Annotated in this window: 17 protein-coding genes; all 17 read right to left on the reverse strand. The window is 61.1% G+C overall.

The genetic code is table 11. The features are described from left to right. Nucleotides 1–35: 35 nt before the first annotated feature. The 17 genes from E5221_RS25380 to E5221_RS25460 all read right to left on the reverse strand — a co-directional run bounded on the left by E5221_RS25380 (nucleotide 36) and on the right by E5221_RS25460 (nucleotide 17786). A complete protein-coding gene (locus tag E5221_RS25380) occupies nucleotides 36–692 on the reverse strand; it encodes a Bax inhibitor-1 family protein (protein ID WP_247846615.1) in 657 nt (218 codons plus the stop codon). 227 nt (nucleotides 693–919) lie between these two features. Continuing rightward, nucleotides 920–1294 (reverse strand): hypothetical protein, encoded by a 375-nt coding sequence (locus E5221_RS25385; protein ID WP_247846616.1) that lies wholly within the window; start codon nucleotides 1292–1294, stop codon nucleotides 920–922. Nucleotides 1295–1360: 66 nt separating this feature from the next. Next, nucleotides 1361–1744 carry a hypothetical protein gene (locus E5221_RS25390; RefSeq protein WP_247846617.1) on the reverse strand — a complete coding sequence of 128 codons (384 nt, stop codon included), beginning with the start codon at nucleotides 1742–1744 and terminating at the stop codon, nucleotides 1361–1363. A gap of 115 nt (nucleotides 1745–1859) precedes the next feature. Next, a complete protein-coding gene (locus E5221_RS25395) occupies nucleotides 1860–2237 on the reverse strand; it encodes a hypothetical protein (RefSeq protein WP_015271999.1) in 378 nt (125 codons plus the stop codon). Further along, nucleotides 2234–3208 carry a hypothetical protein gene (locus E5221_RS25400; RefSeq protein WP_247846618.1) on the reverse strand — a complete coding sequence of 325 codons (975 nt, stop codon included), beginning with the start codon at nucleotides 3206–3208 and terminating at the stop codon, nucleotides 2234–2236. Before E5221_RS25400 ends, E5221_RS25395 begins: the two co-directional genes overlap by 4 nt. Before the next feature lie 9 nt (nucleotides 3209–3217). Beyond that, the gene (locus E5221_RS25405) at nucleotides 3218–3706 is read right to left on the reverse strand and encodes a type VI secretion system tube protein Hcp (protein ID WP_123084749.1); all 489 of its coding nucleotides are present in this window, start codon (nucleotides 3704–3706) and stop codon (nucleotides 3218–3220) included. Between the two features lie 231 nt (nucleotides 3707–3937). Beyond that, nucleotides 3938–4429 (reverse strand): DUF2867 domain-containing protein, encoded by a 492-nt coding sequence (locus tag E5221_RS25410; RefSeq protein ID WP_061550607.1) that lies wholly within the window; start codon nucleotides 4427–4429, stop codon nucleotides 3938–3940. A gap of 176 nt (nucleotides 4430–4605) precedes the next feature. Then, nucleotides 4606–6540, reverse strand: a complete 1935-nt coding sequence (locus E5221_RS25415; RefSeq protein ID WP_247846619.1) for a methyl-accepting chemotaxis protein — start codon at nucleotides 6538–6540, stop codon at nucleotides 4606–4608. A gap of 296 nt (nucleotides 6541–6836) precedes the next feature. Beyond that, nucleotides 6837–8129 carry an adenylosuccinate synthase gene (locus E5221_RS25420; protein WP_061550605.1) on the reverse strand — a complete coding sequence of 431 codons (1293 nt, stop codon included), beginning with the start codon at nucleotides 8127–8129 and terminating at the stop codon, nucleotides 6837–6839. Nucleotides 8130–8185: 56 nt separating this feature from the next. After that, nucleotides 8186–9373, reverse strand: a complete 1188-nt coding sequence (locus tag E5221_RS25425) for an ATP phosphoribosyltransferase regulatory subunit (RefSeq protein ID WP_013974431.1) — start codon at nucleotides 9371–9373, stop codon at nucleotides 8186–8188. A 301-nt stretch (nucleotides 9374–9674) separates the two neighbouring features. Then, nucleotides 9675–10544: a protease modulator HflC gene (gene hflC / locus E5221_RS25430; RefSeq protein WP_013974432.1), complete on the reverse strand. Its 870-nt coding sequence runs from the start codon at nucleotides 10542–10544 to the stop codon at nucleotides 9675–9677. Then, nucleotides 10544–11725, reverse strand: a complete 1182-nt coding sequence (gene hflK / locus E5221_RS25435; protein ID WP_247846620.1) for an FtsH protease activity modulator HflK — start codon at nucleotides 11723–11725, stop codon at nucleotides 10544–10546. Before hflK ends, hflC begins: the two co-directional genes overlap by 1 nt. 96 nt (nucleotides 11726–11821) lie before the next feature. Next, the gene (gene hflX, locus E5221_RS25440; protein ID WP_015272005.1) at nucleotides 11822–13123 is read right to left on the reverse strand and encodes a ribosome rescue GTPase HflX; all 1302 of its coding nucleotides are present in this window, start codon (nucleotides 13121–13123) and stop codon (nucleotides 11822–11824) included. 12 nt (nucleotides 13124–13135) lie between these two features. Next, nucleotides 13136–13396, reverse strand: coding sequence for an RNA chaperone Hfq (gene hfq / locus E5221_RS25445; protein WP_003258160.1), 261 nt, complete (start codon nucleotides 13394–13396; stop codon nucleotides 13136–13138). Nucleotides 13397–13490: 94 nt separating this feature from the next. Beyond that, complete coding sequence (gene miaA, locus E5221_RS25450) at nucleotides 13491–14462, reverse strand: tRNA (adenosine(37)-N6)-dimethylallyltransferase MiaA (RefSeq protein WP_061550603.1); 972 nt, start codon at nucleotides 14460–14462, stop codon at nucleotides 13491–13493. A 1-nt stretch (nucleotide 14463) separates the two neighbouring features. After that, a complete protein-coding gene (gene mutL / locus E5221_RS25455) occupies nucleotides 14464–16359 on the reverse strand; it encodes a DNA mismatch repair endonuclease MutL (protein WP_247846621.1) in 1896 nt (631 codons plus the stop codon). Further along, entirely contained in the window at nucleotides 16356–17786 is a 1431-nt protein-coding gene (locus E5221_RS25460; RefSeq protein ID WP_013974438.1) for an N-acetylmuramoyl-L-alanine amidase, read from the reverse strand. Before E5221_RS25460 ends, mutL begins: the two co-directional genes overlap by 4 nt. Nucleotides 17787–17791 lie beyond the last annotated feature (5 nt).

Here is a 17791-nt window from a genome sequence, read left to right on the forward strand (position 1 = left end):
GCCATGCGGCCTGGGCATTAAGCCAGCTGGGCAACTCACTTCTTGGACATGATCCGCAAGACCCGCAGAAACAGATTGATAATGTCTAGATACAGCGATGCAGCGCTGTCTATTGCATTATCCACGGTACGCTCAATCTGGTTCGCACGCCCCCAATCAACCCCGATATAGCCACAGAAGATCAGTGCAGTGATCCAATCCATTACCCCGAGATGGATACCGAATAACCAAACCTGCGCCAATTCAACGAAGATCACAGCTATTAAAGCTATGCATAATGACGCCTTGATGCGCTTGAAGAAGCGGGGGAATACAGACCCCAGCAACATCATGGTAACGGTTAGCAAGACGGTCGCCTGCAAGGCATTCACGATGTTTTCATGTGAGTACTTTGGGAGGACGATGACAAGCAGCAACCCGACCGGAATCACGATTAGGTTGTAGCCGAGGAAACTGTACAACGGCTTTTCAGATTTGAAGATGATCGCGACACCCGCTAGCGCGGTGATCAAGTAGCCAACCAGGAACAGCATCATGGGGATGGACCGAACAATATCGGGCGGCACCGTGATTACCAGACACCAGTTGACGAAGAAGCCCCACAGCAGTACTGCGCCGAGGATCAGATTGTAGATGCACGCCGATATTTTATGATTGGTTCCGAGTCGATTGAAGGTTTCGTTCTCCAGCATGTCTGTTACGCCCCCTGGCGTCTATGCTTGTAAATACTGCCCGCGATAACGTGCGCTCAACGCCATCCGGCTAAGCACCTGCTGTTTCGCGGCGGCGGCGCCTTATGCGGCGTTGTAGATCGTGGCATCGGGTTACCGGTGTATTTGCTGACTATACGGATGTATTTGAATAAGGCGGAGAACGAGTCCAGACTGGTGACCAACCCGATTTCATTAATATATACCCGTCATCTCAGAAACCTTATCCAAACACAGAACATAGCCAGCAAGACAAAAAGCAGCACGTGAGCATGCCATAACCAAACCAGTAGCTTTTTAAGGCTTTGAGGGGCATTGCGGACATCTTCACTGTTCAACATACCTTTGCGAATGCAAAAACCCTTCATTGATAGCATCGCGGAAACTGACCCCAAACGCATAATCTGCCCAAGCATACCAGCACGGGCATACATTGCTTTGTTTCCCACAACCATGGGACTATTTGAGAAGCTTGCCTCGACCTTATCAAGGAAGCGGTATGCAATTACAATCCACGTTCCAAACATTAAAAATGGTGATGCAAACAAACACACTCCGAGCACCGCGACCTGCACATTGGTCATTACAGCACCTCATATAAAACTTCTCCAAGAAACTCGCCACCCATTTCTCCTAACGCCCCACCTACACTACCTCCAGCCACCCCGCCGAGCACCACGCAAGCGACAGCCCCTGCACCTGCTGTGATGCAGTTGATCAATCTCCTCTAGCGTTTTCTTGATAGCCTCAAGATGCTTGTTCCAGGCATCACTGGCTGCACCTGCACCTATAGACGCACGGGTCAACAAGCTCTGCAACAGGTCATAGTTCTCTAGGAAGAATCCATCGATTCCCCATCCGTTCAACTCGATATCAAGGTGTATCCCAGCCGCCTTACCCATGAGAAAAGCTTCATGACAAGTGCAGGAGGGGGTGCTTGGATCACCCACGATCACGAGTTCGCCAGGGAAAACGACGCTATTGGCAATATGCGCATTCAACACATCAAACTTGACCCGCTGATTGGCCGACATCGGCGTGCCGGCCTTCAGCGACTCATACGATTGCGCCTGGAGATTGCACTTGCTCCACCGCCGCCGGCACCGTGCTGCCGGCGATCGGCGCAAACTCGCCTACCCACACACCAAATTAATAGCCTTCCAATTTCAACCAACTCCAAAGACCTATGAGCGACAAAAAAATAGCGACATGAACAAACCACAAGCCCACAAGCATACGGCGCAAACCACCAGGAAATTTCTTTACATCCTGAAGATCCAAAAGGCCTTTACGAATGCAAATCGCCCTCATCGACAACATTACGGATGCGGAGCCGGTACGCATCACTTTACCCAGCAAACCCGCCTGACCAAAAATCTTTTTATTACCAGAGACCATTGAACTATTAGAAAGCAACGACTCTATGTAACTCACATAGCGAACTGAAATATAAACCCATATAAATATGACCATGAACATAGCCATCATTAAAGGAAGACCTAACCACCTGGCGTCGAAGCCAATCATTGCGTCACCTCATATAACAACTCACCAAACATCTCACCGATATCACCTACGACCGAACCGCCTGCAGCACCACCCACGGCGCCTCCAATGACAGTACACGCGAGGGCCCCCGGACCGCCTGTCGTCACTCCGAGGAAAAGCACGCATCCAGTTCCCCCTAGAAATCCACCAATCGACCCGCCCGCGATCGAGCCCCCCGTACTGCCGACCAGAGAGACTCCTTCCACATACTTGGCCTTTCTGCAATCTTCAGAGCGTCCAAAGGTACATGCATGATGGATACCTAGCCCTGTTGAAGCCACGTCGAGCCCCAAGCCGATATAAGTGCCCTTCTTAATCAGACTTGCCGCTTTCGAGACGCCAGCAATCTTTTCGGCATATCCAGCAATCTCACCTGTATGTAGGTAGCTCTTGGTAGATATCTCGAGCGCTCTTTTCACCGATCCCTTATTTTTCAGGCCCGAACCATACGCAGCCATGTTGTTCAACTGCCCTTCCAACTTCATAAACAATGCCATTCTCTTGGCATAAAATTCGTCACGCGCTTTTAGCGTGCCGTTTTTCAAATACTCCCGATGTAATATCTCGATTTCTTCCAACGTCCTCTTGATCGCATCGAGGTATCTGCTCCAACCATCGCTCACAACGCCTGCCCCCATGGAGGTATGAGAGAGCAAGCCTTTCAACATCTCATAGTTATCCAGAAAGAAGTCATCCACCCCAGCGCCATTGATCTCAAGCTGATGGTGTATCCCCGCCGCCTCTGCCATCAAATATGCTTCATGGCTCGTACACGATAGGGTACTGGGATCTCCAACAATCACCAGCTCCCCTCCGACAACCACGCTATTGACGATATGCGCATTCAACACATCAAACTTGGCCCGCTGATTGGCCGACATCGGCGTGCCGGCCTTCAACGACTCATAGGATTGTGCCTGGGGATTGATGAAGCTACGTGCCTCGGACATGGTCGCACCTCACGCATATTTCTTGTTGCTGATGCGATCCCAGCCGCCGGTCACATTGCCGCCGGCACCGCCATCGAGGCGTTTCTGACGCGTGTAGGTGGTCTTGATGCGGCCATAGTTCAGTTGCACCACCTCCATCGGCACGCCGGCACTGGCGCTCTGGGTGTAGTCGGCGATAATCACTTCTTCGAGGACGACCTCGTAGTACTTGAACTTGTCGCCGCCCGCTCGGCACAGCACCAACTTCACTTCTTTCAGGTGCTGGCCGGCACAACTGGCTTCCAGCAACTTGCAGCTGGCGCTGTCCAGGTGCTTGGTGAAAGAGAAGTTGGTGAGGGTGGTGCGGCCTGATGATGCGCCGCCCGCAGAACTGGCGGTGGCAGAGGTGCTCTGGTTGGCACCAAACTTATAGCCAGCGATCTCGATCCAGTTAGTGAACTGCTCGTCCAGCGCCTCACCAGCGATTTCGTTGATTTGAATATAAGCATCGAAAGCCATGCTTACCTCTCCCTGGTAATGTTTGGGCTGATAACGACAACGCTCTGACATTGTCGTCTTGCGGTTGTGCCTGAAAAGCTCACGGCGGATTAGCGCTGTCGCCTCAAGGCCTGGTTGACACTAGTTCCCTGTGCCAAGCCACGCAATAGCACGCGCTCACCAAGGCAGACTTTGGGAAGTTACCTACAACATCAGGTAAGAATTCTGATTTATCAGGTAAGAATCTGCTGCTTATCGACGCTCGAAACGATGGCCCTGCAAGTTGCTCAGCATCCGCCGCACGATCACGCCATGAACCCATCCAACCGGTACCATGTACAAACGCCCAAAGGTGTTGAAGCACTTCACCGAGGTGGTCACGTTCAACTGCGGGAAGCCGCACTCCCCTGTCGACACATCCATGCAGACCATGACGGCTAGGTGCGTATCGCGCGAGGTCAGCACCAGTTGCTGGTCGCTGATGGCCTCGACAGTGAAGAAGTCCAGACCCTCGCCGACGGCTGGTACATGCTCTGGATCGCGGCGAGTGAAGCCGTGGATATCGGCGACATTGAAACGACGTGAGATGAAGTCGCGAATGTGAAAAGCCAAGGCCAGCCAGCCGGGGACGTCCGAGGTCATGGCGCAGTAGGCTTGCAGGGCGGTCAGCGGTACCGTCAGCTGCACGCTGTCAGTGTGGAGAAAATCAAGGCATGCCTTGGCGGCGACCAGTTGGGCGGACATGAGCAACTCCCTTTGTCATGTGTCGCCGACAGCTTAGCAACATGACTCGCTGTAGGAGCGGCCTTGTGTCGCGAAAGGGCTGCGCAGCGGCCCCGGCAATTTCAGCATTCAAGCAGATATCCCGGGGCTGCTGCGCAGCCCTTTCGCGACACAAGGCCGCTCCTACAGGGACCGCATCAAGCTCTGAATTGGCCCAGGCTGGCACGCAGCTGTGCCGCCAGGTCATCCAGCACCTTGCTACTGGCCGTTGTCTGCATCACCACCTCGGCCGAGCGTTCGGCCTGGGCGTGTATGGTTTCCACCCGTCCACGCACTGCCTGCGCCCCGCTCGCCTGCTGCTCGGCCGCTCGGGTGGCCAGGCCGATGGCTGCATGCACCTGCTCCACCGCCGCCTGCACCGACTGCTGGCGACGTTCGTTGTCGCGCAGCACCAGCAGGCCTTCGCTGGCCTTGAGCCCGGCCTGGCTGATAGTTGCCACAGCTTCCTTGGCGCCCTTTTGCAGCGCGGCGATATGCGCCTGGATATCTCCCGTGGAACTTTGCGTCTTGCTCGCCAGCGCCCGCACCTCATCGGCCACCACGGCAAACCCGCGCCCGGTTTCGCCAGCACGGGCGGCTTCGATGGCCGCGTTCAAGGCCAGCAGGTTGGTCTGTTCGGCGATGCCGTGGATAACCGTCAGCACCACTTCGATCTGCTCGCTCTGCTTGGCCAGGCGCTCGATCACCTGGGAGCCGGCCTCCACCTGCCCAGCCAGGTTCTCGATCAGACCGGCTAGCTGGGTCGATGTGCGGCTGTTCTCGTCAGTTGCCTGGCGGATATCCACCACCTGCTGCAGGGCTGCCTGCATCGCGTGGCTTTCAGCCTGGGCCTCGTCGGCCATGCTCGACAGGTCGCGCAGGCTGGCCGCCACTTCGTCGCGTTGCAGTGCAGCGGCAGCATCGGCGCCGGCATTGCGCTGGGCCATCGCGCCAATCTCAACGCCGGTGCGCTGCGCCACCTCGCCCGCCTCGCGCACGATGGGTTGCAGCTTGTCGACAAAGCGGTTCACCGCCGAAGCCATGTCGCCAATTTCGTCGCGGCTGTCGAGGGGCACACGCTTGGTCAGGTCGCCTTCGCCAGCCGCCAGGTCATCGAGGGCGGCAATAAGCAGGCGCAGCTTGCTCAGCACCCGGTGGCCAAGCACCACGGCCACCACCACCAGCACACCCAGGCCGACCAGCATCAGGCCCAGGCCGATACGCCAGCGCAGTTCGGCGGCAGCATCACGCACGGTCTGTGCGGTATTGGCCTGCATCGCGGCTGCGCTGCCCTGCGCCTTTTCCAGGCGCTCGCGCAAGGTCTTGCCACTGTCAGCTGCAGCACCGACCAGGCTGTCGCCGACCAGTTGCTCGCCGCTGGCGATCAGTGCGGCGAAGCGCTGGTCGAGGGCCTTGAGCTCCTGGTCAATGCCGGCGGTGGAAACGCCCATCACCACTTTGCCGATCTCTGCACCATTGGGGTTGATCGAGGCCTCGACGAAGTACACCGCCGGGTCGCGCCGGGCCGCGTCGATCACCTTGTCCAGCGCACGTTCGCCCTGGCCCTTGTCCATCAATGCCTGGTTGATCGGGTTTTGCCGGTTCAGGTAGCGAGTCAGGTGCTGGCCCTGGGCGTCGTCGTATACCACGAACAGCACGTTGGGGTTGCGCTGCGCACGCCGGGCGAAGTCGGAGAGCACCGGCACGTCGTTGTCCCATATCGCCCGCGGTGCGACCGACGCCAGCAGCTCGGCCATATCGTTGGCGGAATCCTTGAGGTTCTTTTCCAACGTGCTGCGCAGCTGCTGCTGCTCGCTTTGCAGGCGCGCCGACAAACCTGCGCTCAAGCGCTGGCGGGTGCTGCTGGAGAGGCTGTCGAGGCCTGAGCGCACGTCTTGCCCGGCTTGCTCCAGCTCACTGGCGAGCTGGCGGCTGTCATTGCCCAGGCGTTCGCCCAGGTCGGCTTCCAAGGCGGTGACCGTGCTTCGGGTAAGCGCAACGGCGACCAGCACCTGCACCAAAAGAGCGATACCAAGGGCAACAAACACAGGCCGCAAAAGGCGGCTTCGTAACAGTGAGAGGATGGCAGACACGGTGTAACCCTCGTGTTTTCTGGCGCCACTATTTTGATGGCATCTTCAGAAACTTCTTACAGCAAGGGTTGTGCCGGGGTCAGCAGGGAAATGTGCCAAGGTCTAGCAATGAGGTTGCCCGCACGGGCCTCTTCGCGGGTGAACCCGCTCCCACATGGACCGCGCAGGTCCTGAGGACTTTGCGGTACCTGTGGGAGCGGGTTTACCCGCGAAAGGGCCGGGACAGGCATACCCCACAAATGAAAACGCCGCAGCCCCTTTCAGGGCCACGGCGTCAGATCAGCCTGGAAGGCAGATCAGGCGAACGGATGACGCAGAACGATGGTCTCGTTGCGGTCCGGGCCGGTGGAGATGATGTCGATCGGCGCGCCGATCAGCGCTTCGATGCGCTTGATGTAGGCGCGAGCGTTGGCTGGCAGATCTTCCAGGGTTTTCACGCCCAGGGTCGACTCGCTCCAGCCTGGCATCTCTTCGTACACCGGCTCCAGGCCGATGTAGCTGTCGGCATCGGAAGGCGCGTCGATGACGGCACCGTTCTCGTTCTTGTAGCCAACGCAGATGTTGATGGTTTCCAGGCCATCCAGTACGTCCAGCTTGGTCAGGCAGATGCCCGAAATGCTGTTGACGTCGATGGCGCGACGCAGGATCACGGCATCGAACCAGCCGCAACGGCGCGCACGGCCGGTGGTGGAGCCGAACTCATGGCCACGCTTGGCCAGGGTAGCGCCAGTCTCGTCGAACAGTTCGGTCGGGAACGGACCGGAACCTACGCGAGTGGTGTAGGCCTTGGTGATACCCAGGATGTAGTCCAGGTACATCGGGCCAACGCCAGAACCAGTGGAGATACCGCCAGCGGTGGTGTTGGAGCTGGTGACGTACGGGTAGGTACCGTGGTCGATGTCCAGCAGCGAGCCCTGGGCGCCTTCGAACATGATGTCCTTGCCGGCGCGACGCAGGTTGTGCAGCTCGGCAGTGACGTCGAGCATCATCGGCTTGAGCTGTTCGGCGTAGGCCATGCATTCGTCCAGGGTCTGCTGGAAGTCGATGGCCGGCTCTTTGTAGTAGTTCACCAGCTGGAAGTTGTGGTAGTCCAGCAGCTCACCCAGCTTGGCGGCGAAACGCTCGCGGTGGAACAGGTCGCCCACGCGCAGGCCGCGGCGTGCGACCTTGTCTTCGTAGGCTGGGCCGATACCGCGGCCGGTGGTACCGATCTTGGCTTCGCCGCGGGCTTTTTCGCGGGCCTGGTCCAGGGCAACGTGGTACGACAGGATCAGCGGTGCAGCCGGGCTGATGCGCAGACGCTCACGCACCGGTACGCCCTTCTCTTCCAGCTTGGTGATTTCACGCATCAGGGCATCCGGGGCAACGACCACGCCATTGCCGATCAGGCACTGTACGCCTTCACGCAGGATGCCGGACGGAATCAGGTGCAGAACGGTCTTTTCACCGTTGATCACCAGGGTGTGACCCGCGTTGTGGCCACCCTGGTAGCGCACTACGGCGGCAGCATGTTCGGTCAGCAGATCGACGATCTTGCCTTTGCCCTCATCACCCCACTGGGTGCCCAGGACGACGACATTCTTACCCATTACATTGGTCCTCATTCACGCAAACTTGGTTGCCGGCCTACTGCCGGCGCAGAAACTCACTGGGCCAGCGGCAGAACCTGCCAGCGCCCGTCTTGCTGAATCAATTGCCGATCACAATCCGCCTCGAGAGCAGCACTCAACGGCTGGCCAGGCAGGGCCTGGACCACACGCTGGCCCTCGTTGCGCAACTGGCAGACTTGCTGCCAGAGGGCCGCGTCGCCACTGTCCGGCATCCAGATGCCGCCAGTTGGCAATACGACCTCCGCTCGCCCCAGTGTGACCAGGGTCTTCAAATCCGTGGAGAAACCGGTGGCCGGGCGGGCCCGGCCGAAATCGGCGCCGATGTCGTCGTAGCGCCCGCCCTGGGCGATCGATTGGCCTTCGCCCGGCACGAACACGGCGAACACCACGCCTGTGTGATAGTGGTAACCGCGCAGCTCGCCGAGGTCGAAGTACAGCGGCAGGTCCGGGAAGCGCGACGCCAGGCGATCGGCGATCGCCAGCAGGTCGTCCAGCGCCGCCAGCACGCTGGCCGGGGCTCGGCCCAGGCGCACGCGGGCTTCGGCCAGCACTTCGCGACCACCGCACAGTTCCACCAGCGCGCGCAGCATGTTGCCCAGGTCCTTCGGCAGGTCGGCGGTCAGCACCTGAACCTCATCCACGGCCTTGCGCTGCAGGGCGTCGAACAACTGCTGCTCGACCGCGCCGGACAGGCCGGCAGCACGGGCCAGGCCGCGGTAGATACCGACGTGGCCCAGGTCCATGTGCACATCCGGCACATCGGTCAGCTGCAGCGTGGCGAGCATCAGGCTGATGACTTCGACATCGCTGGTGGGGCTGGCATCGCCGTACAGCTCGGCACCCAGCTGGATCGGGCTGCGCGAGGTGGACAGGGCACGCGGCTGGGCGTGCAGCACGCTGCCGGCATAGCACAGGCGGCTCGGGCCTTCACGGCGCAGGGTGTGGGCGTCAATGCGCGCCACTTGCGGGGTGAAGTCGGCGCGGAAGCCCATCAGGCGACCGGACTGCGGGTCTACTACCTTGAAGGTGCGCTGATCCAGGTCCTGGCCGGCGCCGGTGAGCAGCGACTCCAGGTACTCGATATGCGGGGTGACGACCAGCTCGTAGCCCCAACTCTGGAACAGGTCCAACACCTGGCGGCGCGCGATCTCGATTCGCGCGGCCTCAGGTGGCAGTACTTCCTCGATGCCATCTGGCAGCAGCCAGCGGTCTACCGTTGCCATTACGCCATTTCCCCTCTGGTCCGGGCGGCTTGCCAGCAGGCGAGCCGTCAGTAAAGCCGGTATCGCGCACAGCAGCGGGCAGCACTGATCCCAGCGCAGCCACCGTACCCGACACCCTCGAATTGCCTTGCGACCTGACCAATCCGCCAACTGGCGGTTTGCCAATCAACCTTGCAGACGCAAAAAAGCCGGGAAATTTCCCGGCTGCCTCATCATACACCCCTTTTCATTCAGGATGCACCCCGCCTGGCGTTTTAGCTGCCAGGCGGGGCGCCGCCGCATGAAAATCAGGGCCTGAGCATCACGGCCTGCTCTTGTCCAGGAAGCGGAAGAACTCGTTCTTCGGATCCAGGACCAGCACGTCGCTCTTGCTCGAGAAGCTCTCGCGGTACGCCTGCAGACTACGGTAGAACGCATAGAAATCAGCGTCCTGGGTGTAGGCCTTGGCGTAGATGGCAGCCGCCTGGGCATCGCCGTCACCGCGGGTTTCCTCTGCTTCGCGATAGGCCTCAGCCAGCAGTACGCGGCGCTGACGATCGGCATCGGCACGGATACCTTCAGCCAACTCGTTACCCTTGGCGCGGTGCTCGCGGGCTTCACGTTCACGCTCGGTGCTCATGCGGTCGAACACGCTGCGGTTAACTTCCTTCGGCAGGTCAATGGCCTTGACGCGCACGTCGACCACCTCGATACCCAGCTCCTTGGCGGCCATGCGGTTCAGCGAAGCAGTGATGTCAGCCATCAGCGCGTCACGTTCACCGGAAACCACTTCGTGCAGGGTACGTTTACCGAACTGGTCACGCAGGCCGCTTTCCAGACGACGCGACAGACGCTCGTCGGCGATCTGTTTCATGCCGGATGTGGCGGTGTAGAAACGTTCGGCGTCCTTGACGCGCCACTTGGCGTAGGCGTCGACCATCACCGCTTTCTTCTCCAGGGTCAGGAACCGCTGGGTCGGGGCGTCGAGGGTCATCAGGCGGGCGTCGAACTTGCGCACCTGGTTCACGTACGGAATCTTCACGTGCATGCCCGGCTGTACATCCGCCTGGACCACCTTACCGAAGCGCAGCAGTACCGCACGTTCGGTCTGGGACACGATGTAGAAGCTGTTCCAGGCCACGATGGCCAGGACCACGGCGGCGATCAGGGCGATCAGCGATCTGTTGCTCATCAGCGGCTCTCCCTAGTGCGCAGCGGCTGCTGTTGCTGTTGCAGGTCCTGCGCCGCACGGGCGGCCGCATCGTTGACCGATGGCGACACGCTGGTGGTCGGCGCGGACGGGTTGCGGCTGCCTTCGACCATCTTGTCCAGCGGCAGGTAGAGCAGGTTGTTCTGCCCGTCCTTGGTTGCCACCATGACCTTGCTCGAATTGCTGTAGACCTCTTGCATGGTCTCCAGGTACAGGCGCTGACGGGTCACGTCAGGTGCCTTGCGGTACTCGGCGACCAGCTTGGTGAAGCGATCGGCCTCACCCTTCGCGCGGGCAATGACTTCGTCGCGGTAACCGTTGGCGTCCTCGATGATGCGCTGGGCCTGACCGCGGGCTTCCGGCACCACGCCATTGGCGTAGGACTCGGCCTGGTTGCGGGCACGCTGCTCGTCTTCACGGGCTCGGATCACGTCGTCGAAGGCTTCCTGCACTTCACGCGGGGCAGCCGCGCTCTGTACGTTGACCTGGGTGACAGTGATACCGGTACGGTAGGTGTCGAGGAAACGCTGCAGGCGCTCGCGGATATCCACGGCCATCTGCTCACGACCTTCGGTCAGCACCTGGTCCATCGAGGTGGAGCCCACCACATGGCGCAGGGCACTGTCGGTCGCGTGCTGCAGGCTGACCTCAGGCTGGTCGACGTTGAGCACGAAGTCCTGCAGGTTGCTGATCTTGTACTGGACGGTCAGCGGTACCTCGACGATGTTCTCGTCTTCGGTCAGCATCTGGCCCTGCTTGGTATAGGCACGCTCGCGCGTGACGTTCTCCATGTACTTGCGATCGATCGGCGGGAAGTAGATGTTCAGGCCGGGACCGACCGTCTCATAGTACTTGCCGAAGCGCAGCACCACGGCCTGCTCCTGCTCGTCGACCACGTACACGGCGCTGTACAGCCAGATAGCAGCCAGCACCGCCAGGCCGATGCCCAGCAGGCCCAGGCCACCGCCCTTGCCGACATTGCGGCCACCGCCGCCACGTTTCTTGCCACTGCCGAACATGCCGTTCAGGCTGTCCTGCAATTTGCGGAAGGCCTCGTCCAGGTCCGGTGGACCTTTCTTGTCACCACCGCCGCCACCGCCATTCCGGCGACCGCCCCAGGGATCCTGATTGTTCGAGTTGCCACCCGGCTCGTTCCAAGCCATAGCGCTCTCCATCTGATAAAGCAAAGACGCGCCCACGGCGCGCCGTCCAATGCTACAGAATGCCTGTCACTGCTGCCCGGCGACCTCGACGAGCATTTATTGCAAAGTGTGTTGCTCGACAAACACTTGCGGCTCCATGCCTTCGCGGCTGACCAGGCGATTCAGTTCGACCATGGGCAGTCGCACGCTCAGCAGGCTGCGCCCTTCTTCATCATGCTCTTCACTCTGCACGGCACCCAAGGCAAAGAATTGCGCGCGCAAGCGGGCAAAACGCTGCTCCAGACACAGGGTACCGACAAACAGATCATCCCCCAGCAACTCGGCAATCGCCTGGCCGACCAACTCCAGGCCACGCCCATCGCGTGCCGATACCCAGACCCGTTCCGGCTTGCCATCGGCATTGCGCTGGATCTGCGGCTCGACATCTTCGAGCAAGTCGAGTTTGTTATACACCTCGAGGATCGGCAACCCTTCGGCGCCAATCTCGCCCAACACCGCCAGCACCTGCTCGATCTGCTCCATGCGCTCCGGCTCATGGGCGTCGATCACATGCAGCAACAAGTCGGAGTTGCTCGACTCTTCGAGCGTAGCCCGAAATGCCTCGACCAGCTTGTGCGGCAGGTGCCGAATGAAGCCCACGGTGTCGGCCAGCACGATCGGCCCCAGGTCGTTCAGCTCGAGCCGGCGCAGGGTCGGGTCGAGGGTGGCGAACAGTTGGTCCGCGGCATACACCTCGGATTCTGTCAGGGCGTTGAACAGCGTGGACTTGCCGGCGTTGGTATAACCCACCAGCGATACCGACGGAATGTCCGCACGCTTGCGCCCGCGGCGTGCCTGCTCGCGCTGGCTGCGCACCTTCTCCAGGCGTGACTTGATCTGGCGAATGCGTACCCGCAACAGGCGGCGGTCGGTTTCCAGCTGGGTTTCACCCGGGCCGCGCAGGCCGATACCACCCTTCTGTCGCTCAAGGTGGGTCCAGCCGCGCACCAGCCGCGTGCTCATGTGCTCGAGCTGGGCCAGTTCGACCTGCAGCTTGCCTTCATGGGTACGCGCCCGTTGGGCGAAGATATCGAGGATCAGCCCGGTGCGGTCGAGCACACGACACTCGAACACACGTTCGAGGTTGCGCTCCTGACTGGGCGTGAGGGTGTGATTGAAAATCACCAGGTCTACCTGTTCGGCATGGACCAGGTCGTGCAACTCTTCGACCTTGCCACTGCCAATCAGGTATTTGGCGGAAGGCTGATGCCTTGCCACCGTGACCAGCGAGACGATGTCGGCACCGGCCGACAATGCCAGTTCCTGAAACTCCTGCGGGTCTTCGCGCGCCTCAGGGTTCTGACCTTCCAAGTGAACGAGCAACGCCCGCTCACCACCACCGTGGCGCTCAAAGAACAATGCAGGCTCCTATCAGGCGTTGCCTGGCTCGCTGTCGCCATGTTCGGAATCGGACGGGCTTGGCAGACGAACCGGACGGGCAGGAACCACGGTCGAGATGGCGTGCTTGTAGACCATCTGGCTGACGGTGTTCTTCAGCAGTACCACGAACTGGTCGAACGACTCGATCGAACCCTGCAGTTTGATGCCGTTGACCAGATAGATGGATACCGGGACCTTTTCTTTTCTCAAGGTGTTCAAGTAAGGGTCTTGTAGCGAATGCCCTTTTGACATATGCCGCACTCCTGTAAGGATAAATAATAGAAAATCAAGAAAATCGATAAATTAGGCCGCCCCTTCGCAAGAATAGACGGCAATCAGCAGGGACTCAGCTCAATATGGAGATGGCCCCAAGGTATTTCAAGGTGCGGGACAGATTGTCGCAGGCCAGGCTGTCAAGCCAGTGTACTTCAGGCCAGCCACGCAACCAGGTGAACTGCCGCTTGGCCAGCTGCCTGGTGGCAATGATACCGCGTTCACGCATCTCATTCTCAGTCAGCTTGCCGTCCAGGTAATCCCAGACCTGCCGATACCCCACTGCCCGTATAGACGGCAGCCCGGCGTGCAAGTCACTTCTGGCTCGCAGCGATCGGACCTCGTCGACGAAGCCCTGTTCCAGCATCTGTGAAAATCGTAACGCAATTCGCTGATGCAAAATGTGACGATCTGTAGGAGCAATCGCCAAACTCGCGACAGTATAGGGCAAATGTCCGCCAGCGCCTGCGTCTGCGCCGCGACTTTCCGCGAATTGACGCTGTCGATGTGCCGTCATGCTCTCGCCACTCACCCGGTACACCTCCAACGCCCTGATTAATCGCTGCGGGTCATTGGGGTGGATGCGCGCCGCCGACTCAGGGTCAACCTCGGCCAACTGGCGGTGCAACTCGGCCAGGCCCAGCGCTTCGGCCTGGGCTTCCAGCTCGGAACGCACCGCGGCATCGGCCGCCGGCATGTCGGCCAGGCCATCGATCAACGCCTTGTAATAGAGCATGGTGCCGCCCACCAGCAGCGGGATCTTGCCGCGCGCGGTGATCTCGGCCATGGCCTCCAGGGCATCGGCACGGAACTGCGCAGCCGAATAGCTCTCGGCCGGGTCGCGAATGTCGATCAGCCGGTGCGGGTGAGCGGCGAGGATTTCTTTGGAGGGCTTGGCCGAACCGATGTCCATGCCGCGGTAGACCAGCGCCGAATCGACGCTGATCAGCTCGCACGGCAGTACTTTGGTCAGCTCGATGGCCAGGTCGGTCTTGCCGGCCGCCGTCGGGCCCATCAGGAATATTGCAGGGGGCTTGCCGCTCATTTCATCGACCGCGCAGGAAGAGTTTGTCCAGGTCGTCCAGGCCCATCTGTGTCCAGGTGGGGCGACCATGGTTGCACTGGCCGCTGCGCTCGGTGTTTTCCATGTCACGCAGCAGGGCGTTCATCTCGGGGATCGCCAGGCGCCGGTTGGCGCGCACGGCACCGTGACAGGCCATGGTACCGAGCAGCTCGTTGAGGTGCGCCTGGATACGGTCGCTGGTGCCGTATTCCATCAGGTCGGCGAGTACATCCTGCACCAGGCGGTTGGCCTCGGCCTGCTTGAGCAAAGCCGGGATCTGGCGGATAGCCAAGGTCTCGGGGCCCAGACGCTGCAGTTCGAAACCCAGCCGCTGGAACCACTGCGCGTGCTCTTCGGCGCAGTCTGCTTCACGCTGGCTCAGGGCCAGGGTCTCGGGCACCAGCAGCGGCTGGCCGCTGAGGCCTTCGCTGGCCATGGCCACCTTGAGGCGCTCGTACATGATGCGCTCGTGAGCGGCGTGCATGTCTACCAGCACCAGGCCAATGGCATTCTCGGCCAGGATGTAGATACCCTTGAGCTGCGCCAACGCGTAGCCCAGCGGGGGAATATCGCCCTGGCTTTCAGGCAGCGTCGTCGGCACCGCGCCTTCATCCAGCGGTTTGTAGAACTCGCGATACACCGCCTGTGCCTCGGCGGCCGGCAGCGGCTGCGAGGGGCGCGGCGTGTACTGGTACTGGTAACCCGCACCACTACCACCGCTGGAGAATGACTGCTGCGGGCCACGCGGGAGCTCGAGCACCGGCGAGGCCAGGCGCATTTCGCCCTGGGGGCCGAACTCACCGGCCTGCGGGCCCGTGGGGCGGACCACTTCGGGTACGGCAACTGGCGCCGCCACCTGGTCTTCCGGGCGCACATCGGCCAGGGCGCGATGCAGGGTGCCATACAAGAAGTCGTGCACCGAGCGCCCCTCGCGGAAACGCACTTCGTGCTTGGTCGGGTGCACGTTGACGTCGACGCCGTTGGGCTCCAGCTCCAGGAACAACACAAAAGTCGGGTGCCGACCATTGAACAGCACGTCGCGGTAGGCCTGGCGCACGGCGTGGGCGACCAGCTTGTCGCGCACCGCACGGCCGTTGACGAAGAAATACTGCAGGTCTGCCTGGCTGCGCGAGAACGTCGGCAGGCCGACCCAGCCCCAAAGGCGCAGGCCGTTGCGTTCCACGTCGATCGGCAGCGCCTGCTCCATGAAGCCCGGGCCGCAGATGGCGCCCACCCGCCGCGCACGGGCGGTTTCATCGTGGGCCTCGTGCAGGCTGAGGATGCTCTTGCCGTTGTGGCGCAGGTGGAAGCCGACATCGAAGCGCGCCAGCGCCAGGCGCCGTATCACTTCCTGCAGGTGATCGAATTCGGTTTTCTCGGCCTTGAGGAACTTGCGCCGGGCCGGAGTATTGAAGAACAGGTCGCGCACTTCCACCGAAGTACCCACCGGGTGCGCCGCCGGCTGCACCCGCGGGGTCATGTCCCGGCCTTCGGTTTCCACCTGCCAGGCCTCGGTAGCGCTGGCGGTACGCGAGGTCAGGGTCAGCCGCGCCACCGAGCTGATCGAGGCCAGGGCCTCACCACGAAAGCCCAGGCTCAAGACCCCTTCCAGATCCTCCAACTCACGGATCTTGCTGGTAGCGTGACGGGCCAGGGCCAGCGGCAGGTCGTCGGCGGAGATGCCGCTGCCATCGTCTCGTACTCGCAGCAGCTTGACGCCGCCCTGCTCAACTTCCACGTCGATACGCCGGGCGCCGGAGTCCAGGCTGTTCTCCAGCAACTCTTTGGCGACAGAGGCCGGCCGCTCGACAACCTCGCCGGCGGCAATCTGGTTGGCCAGCCGCGGGCTGAGCAGCTGGATGCGCGAACCGCCACTCATTGCGAGGCCAACGTGGTAGCAGGGATATCGAGGCGCTGGCCGACCTTCAGCTCATCGGTCTTGAGGCTGTTGGTGCTGCGCAGGCTGGTGACGCTGACCTGGTAGCGAACGGCAAGCATCGCCAGGGTCTCGCCAGGGCGCACCGTGTGCTCACGCGGGCCAGCGGCGATCTTGCCGGTATCGCGCAGCCAGGCGATGTAGGTGCCTGGCGGCGGGTTCTGCTGGAAGTACTGGCGCACACCGGTATGGATCGAACGGGCCAGGGCCTGCTGATGGCTGGCGGTGGCCAGCTTGGCAGCTTCGTTGTTGTTCGAGATGAACCCGGTTTCAACGAGGATCGACGGAATATCCGGCGACTTCAGCACCATGAAGCCGGCCTGTTCCACCCGCTGCTTGTGCAGGGAGGTAATGCGGCCCATGTTGCCCAGCACCTTCTGCCCGACATTGAGGCTGGAGCTGAGCGTGGCGGTCATCGACAGGTCGAGCAGCACGCCGGCCAGCATGCGGTCCTTGTCGTCGAGGCTGACGTTACCGGCACCACCGATCAGGTCGGAACGGTTTTCCGTGTCGGCCAGCCAGCGCGCGGTCTCGGAGGTAGCGCCGCGGTCGGACAATGCGAACACCGAGGCGCCAAAGGCGGCGCGGGACGGCGCGGCGTCGGCATGGATCGAGATGAACAGGTCGGCGCCCTTCTTGCGGGCGATTTCCGTGCGCTTGCGCAGTGGGATGAAGTAGTCGCCGGTACGGGTCAGCTCGGCCCGGAAGCCTTTTTCGCTGTTGATCTGGCGCTGCAGTTCCTTGGCGATCTGCAGCACGATGTCTTTTTCATGCTGGCCACGCGAGCCGGACGCACCCGGGTCTTCGCCGCCGTGACCGGCGTCGATGGCAACCACGATGTCACGCTTGCCGTTGGGAACCGGCGGCAGCTTGATGGCAGGCTGGGCCGGGGTCACCGGTACTGCTGGCGTGGTTGCAGGCGTTGGTGCCGGAGTCGGGGCCGGAGTCGGCGCGCTGGCCGCGATGGCGTCAGCCTCCTGATCGTACAGGTCGACCACCAGCCGGTTGCCGTACTGGGCATTGGGCGCCAGGGTGAAGCTTTTTGGGGTGACCGACTTTTTCAGGTCGACCACCACGCGCAGGTCGGTCGGGGTGCGCTGAGCCGAACGCACGCTGCTGATCGGCGTATTGGAGGTAGCCACGTTCAGTGGCGCGGCCAAGGTCGCGCCATTGATGTCGATAACCAGGCGATCAGGTGCGCTCAGGGTGAAGACGCTGTGCTGCACGGGGCCAGACAGGTCGAAGACCAGCCGCGTGTTGTCCGGCGCGCGCCACAGGCGCATGCTCTTGACTTGAGTGACGGCCAGAGCGTCAACGGTCACCGTTGTCAGCAGCAGCCCAACGATGGCGACCAGTGCGCGTATGCGCATACCTA

Origin of the sequence: Pseudomonas sp. A2 (assembly GCF_023100865.1) — a bacterium.
In the GTDB taxonomy this organism is placed as follows: domain Bacteria; phylum Pseudomonadota; class Gammaproteobacteria; order Pseudomonadales; family Pseudomonadaceae; genus Aquipseudomonas; species Aquipseudomonas asiatica.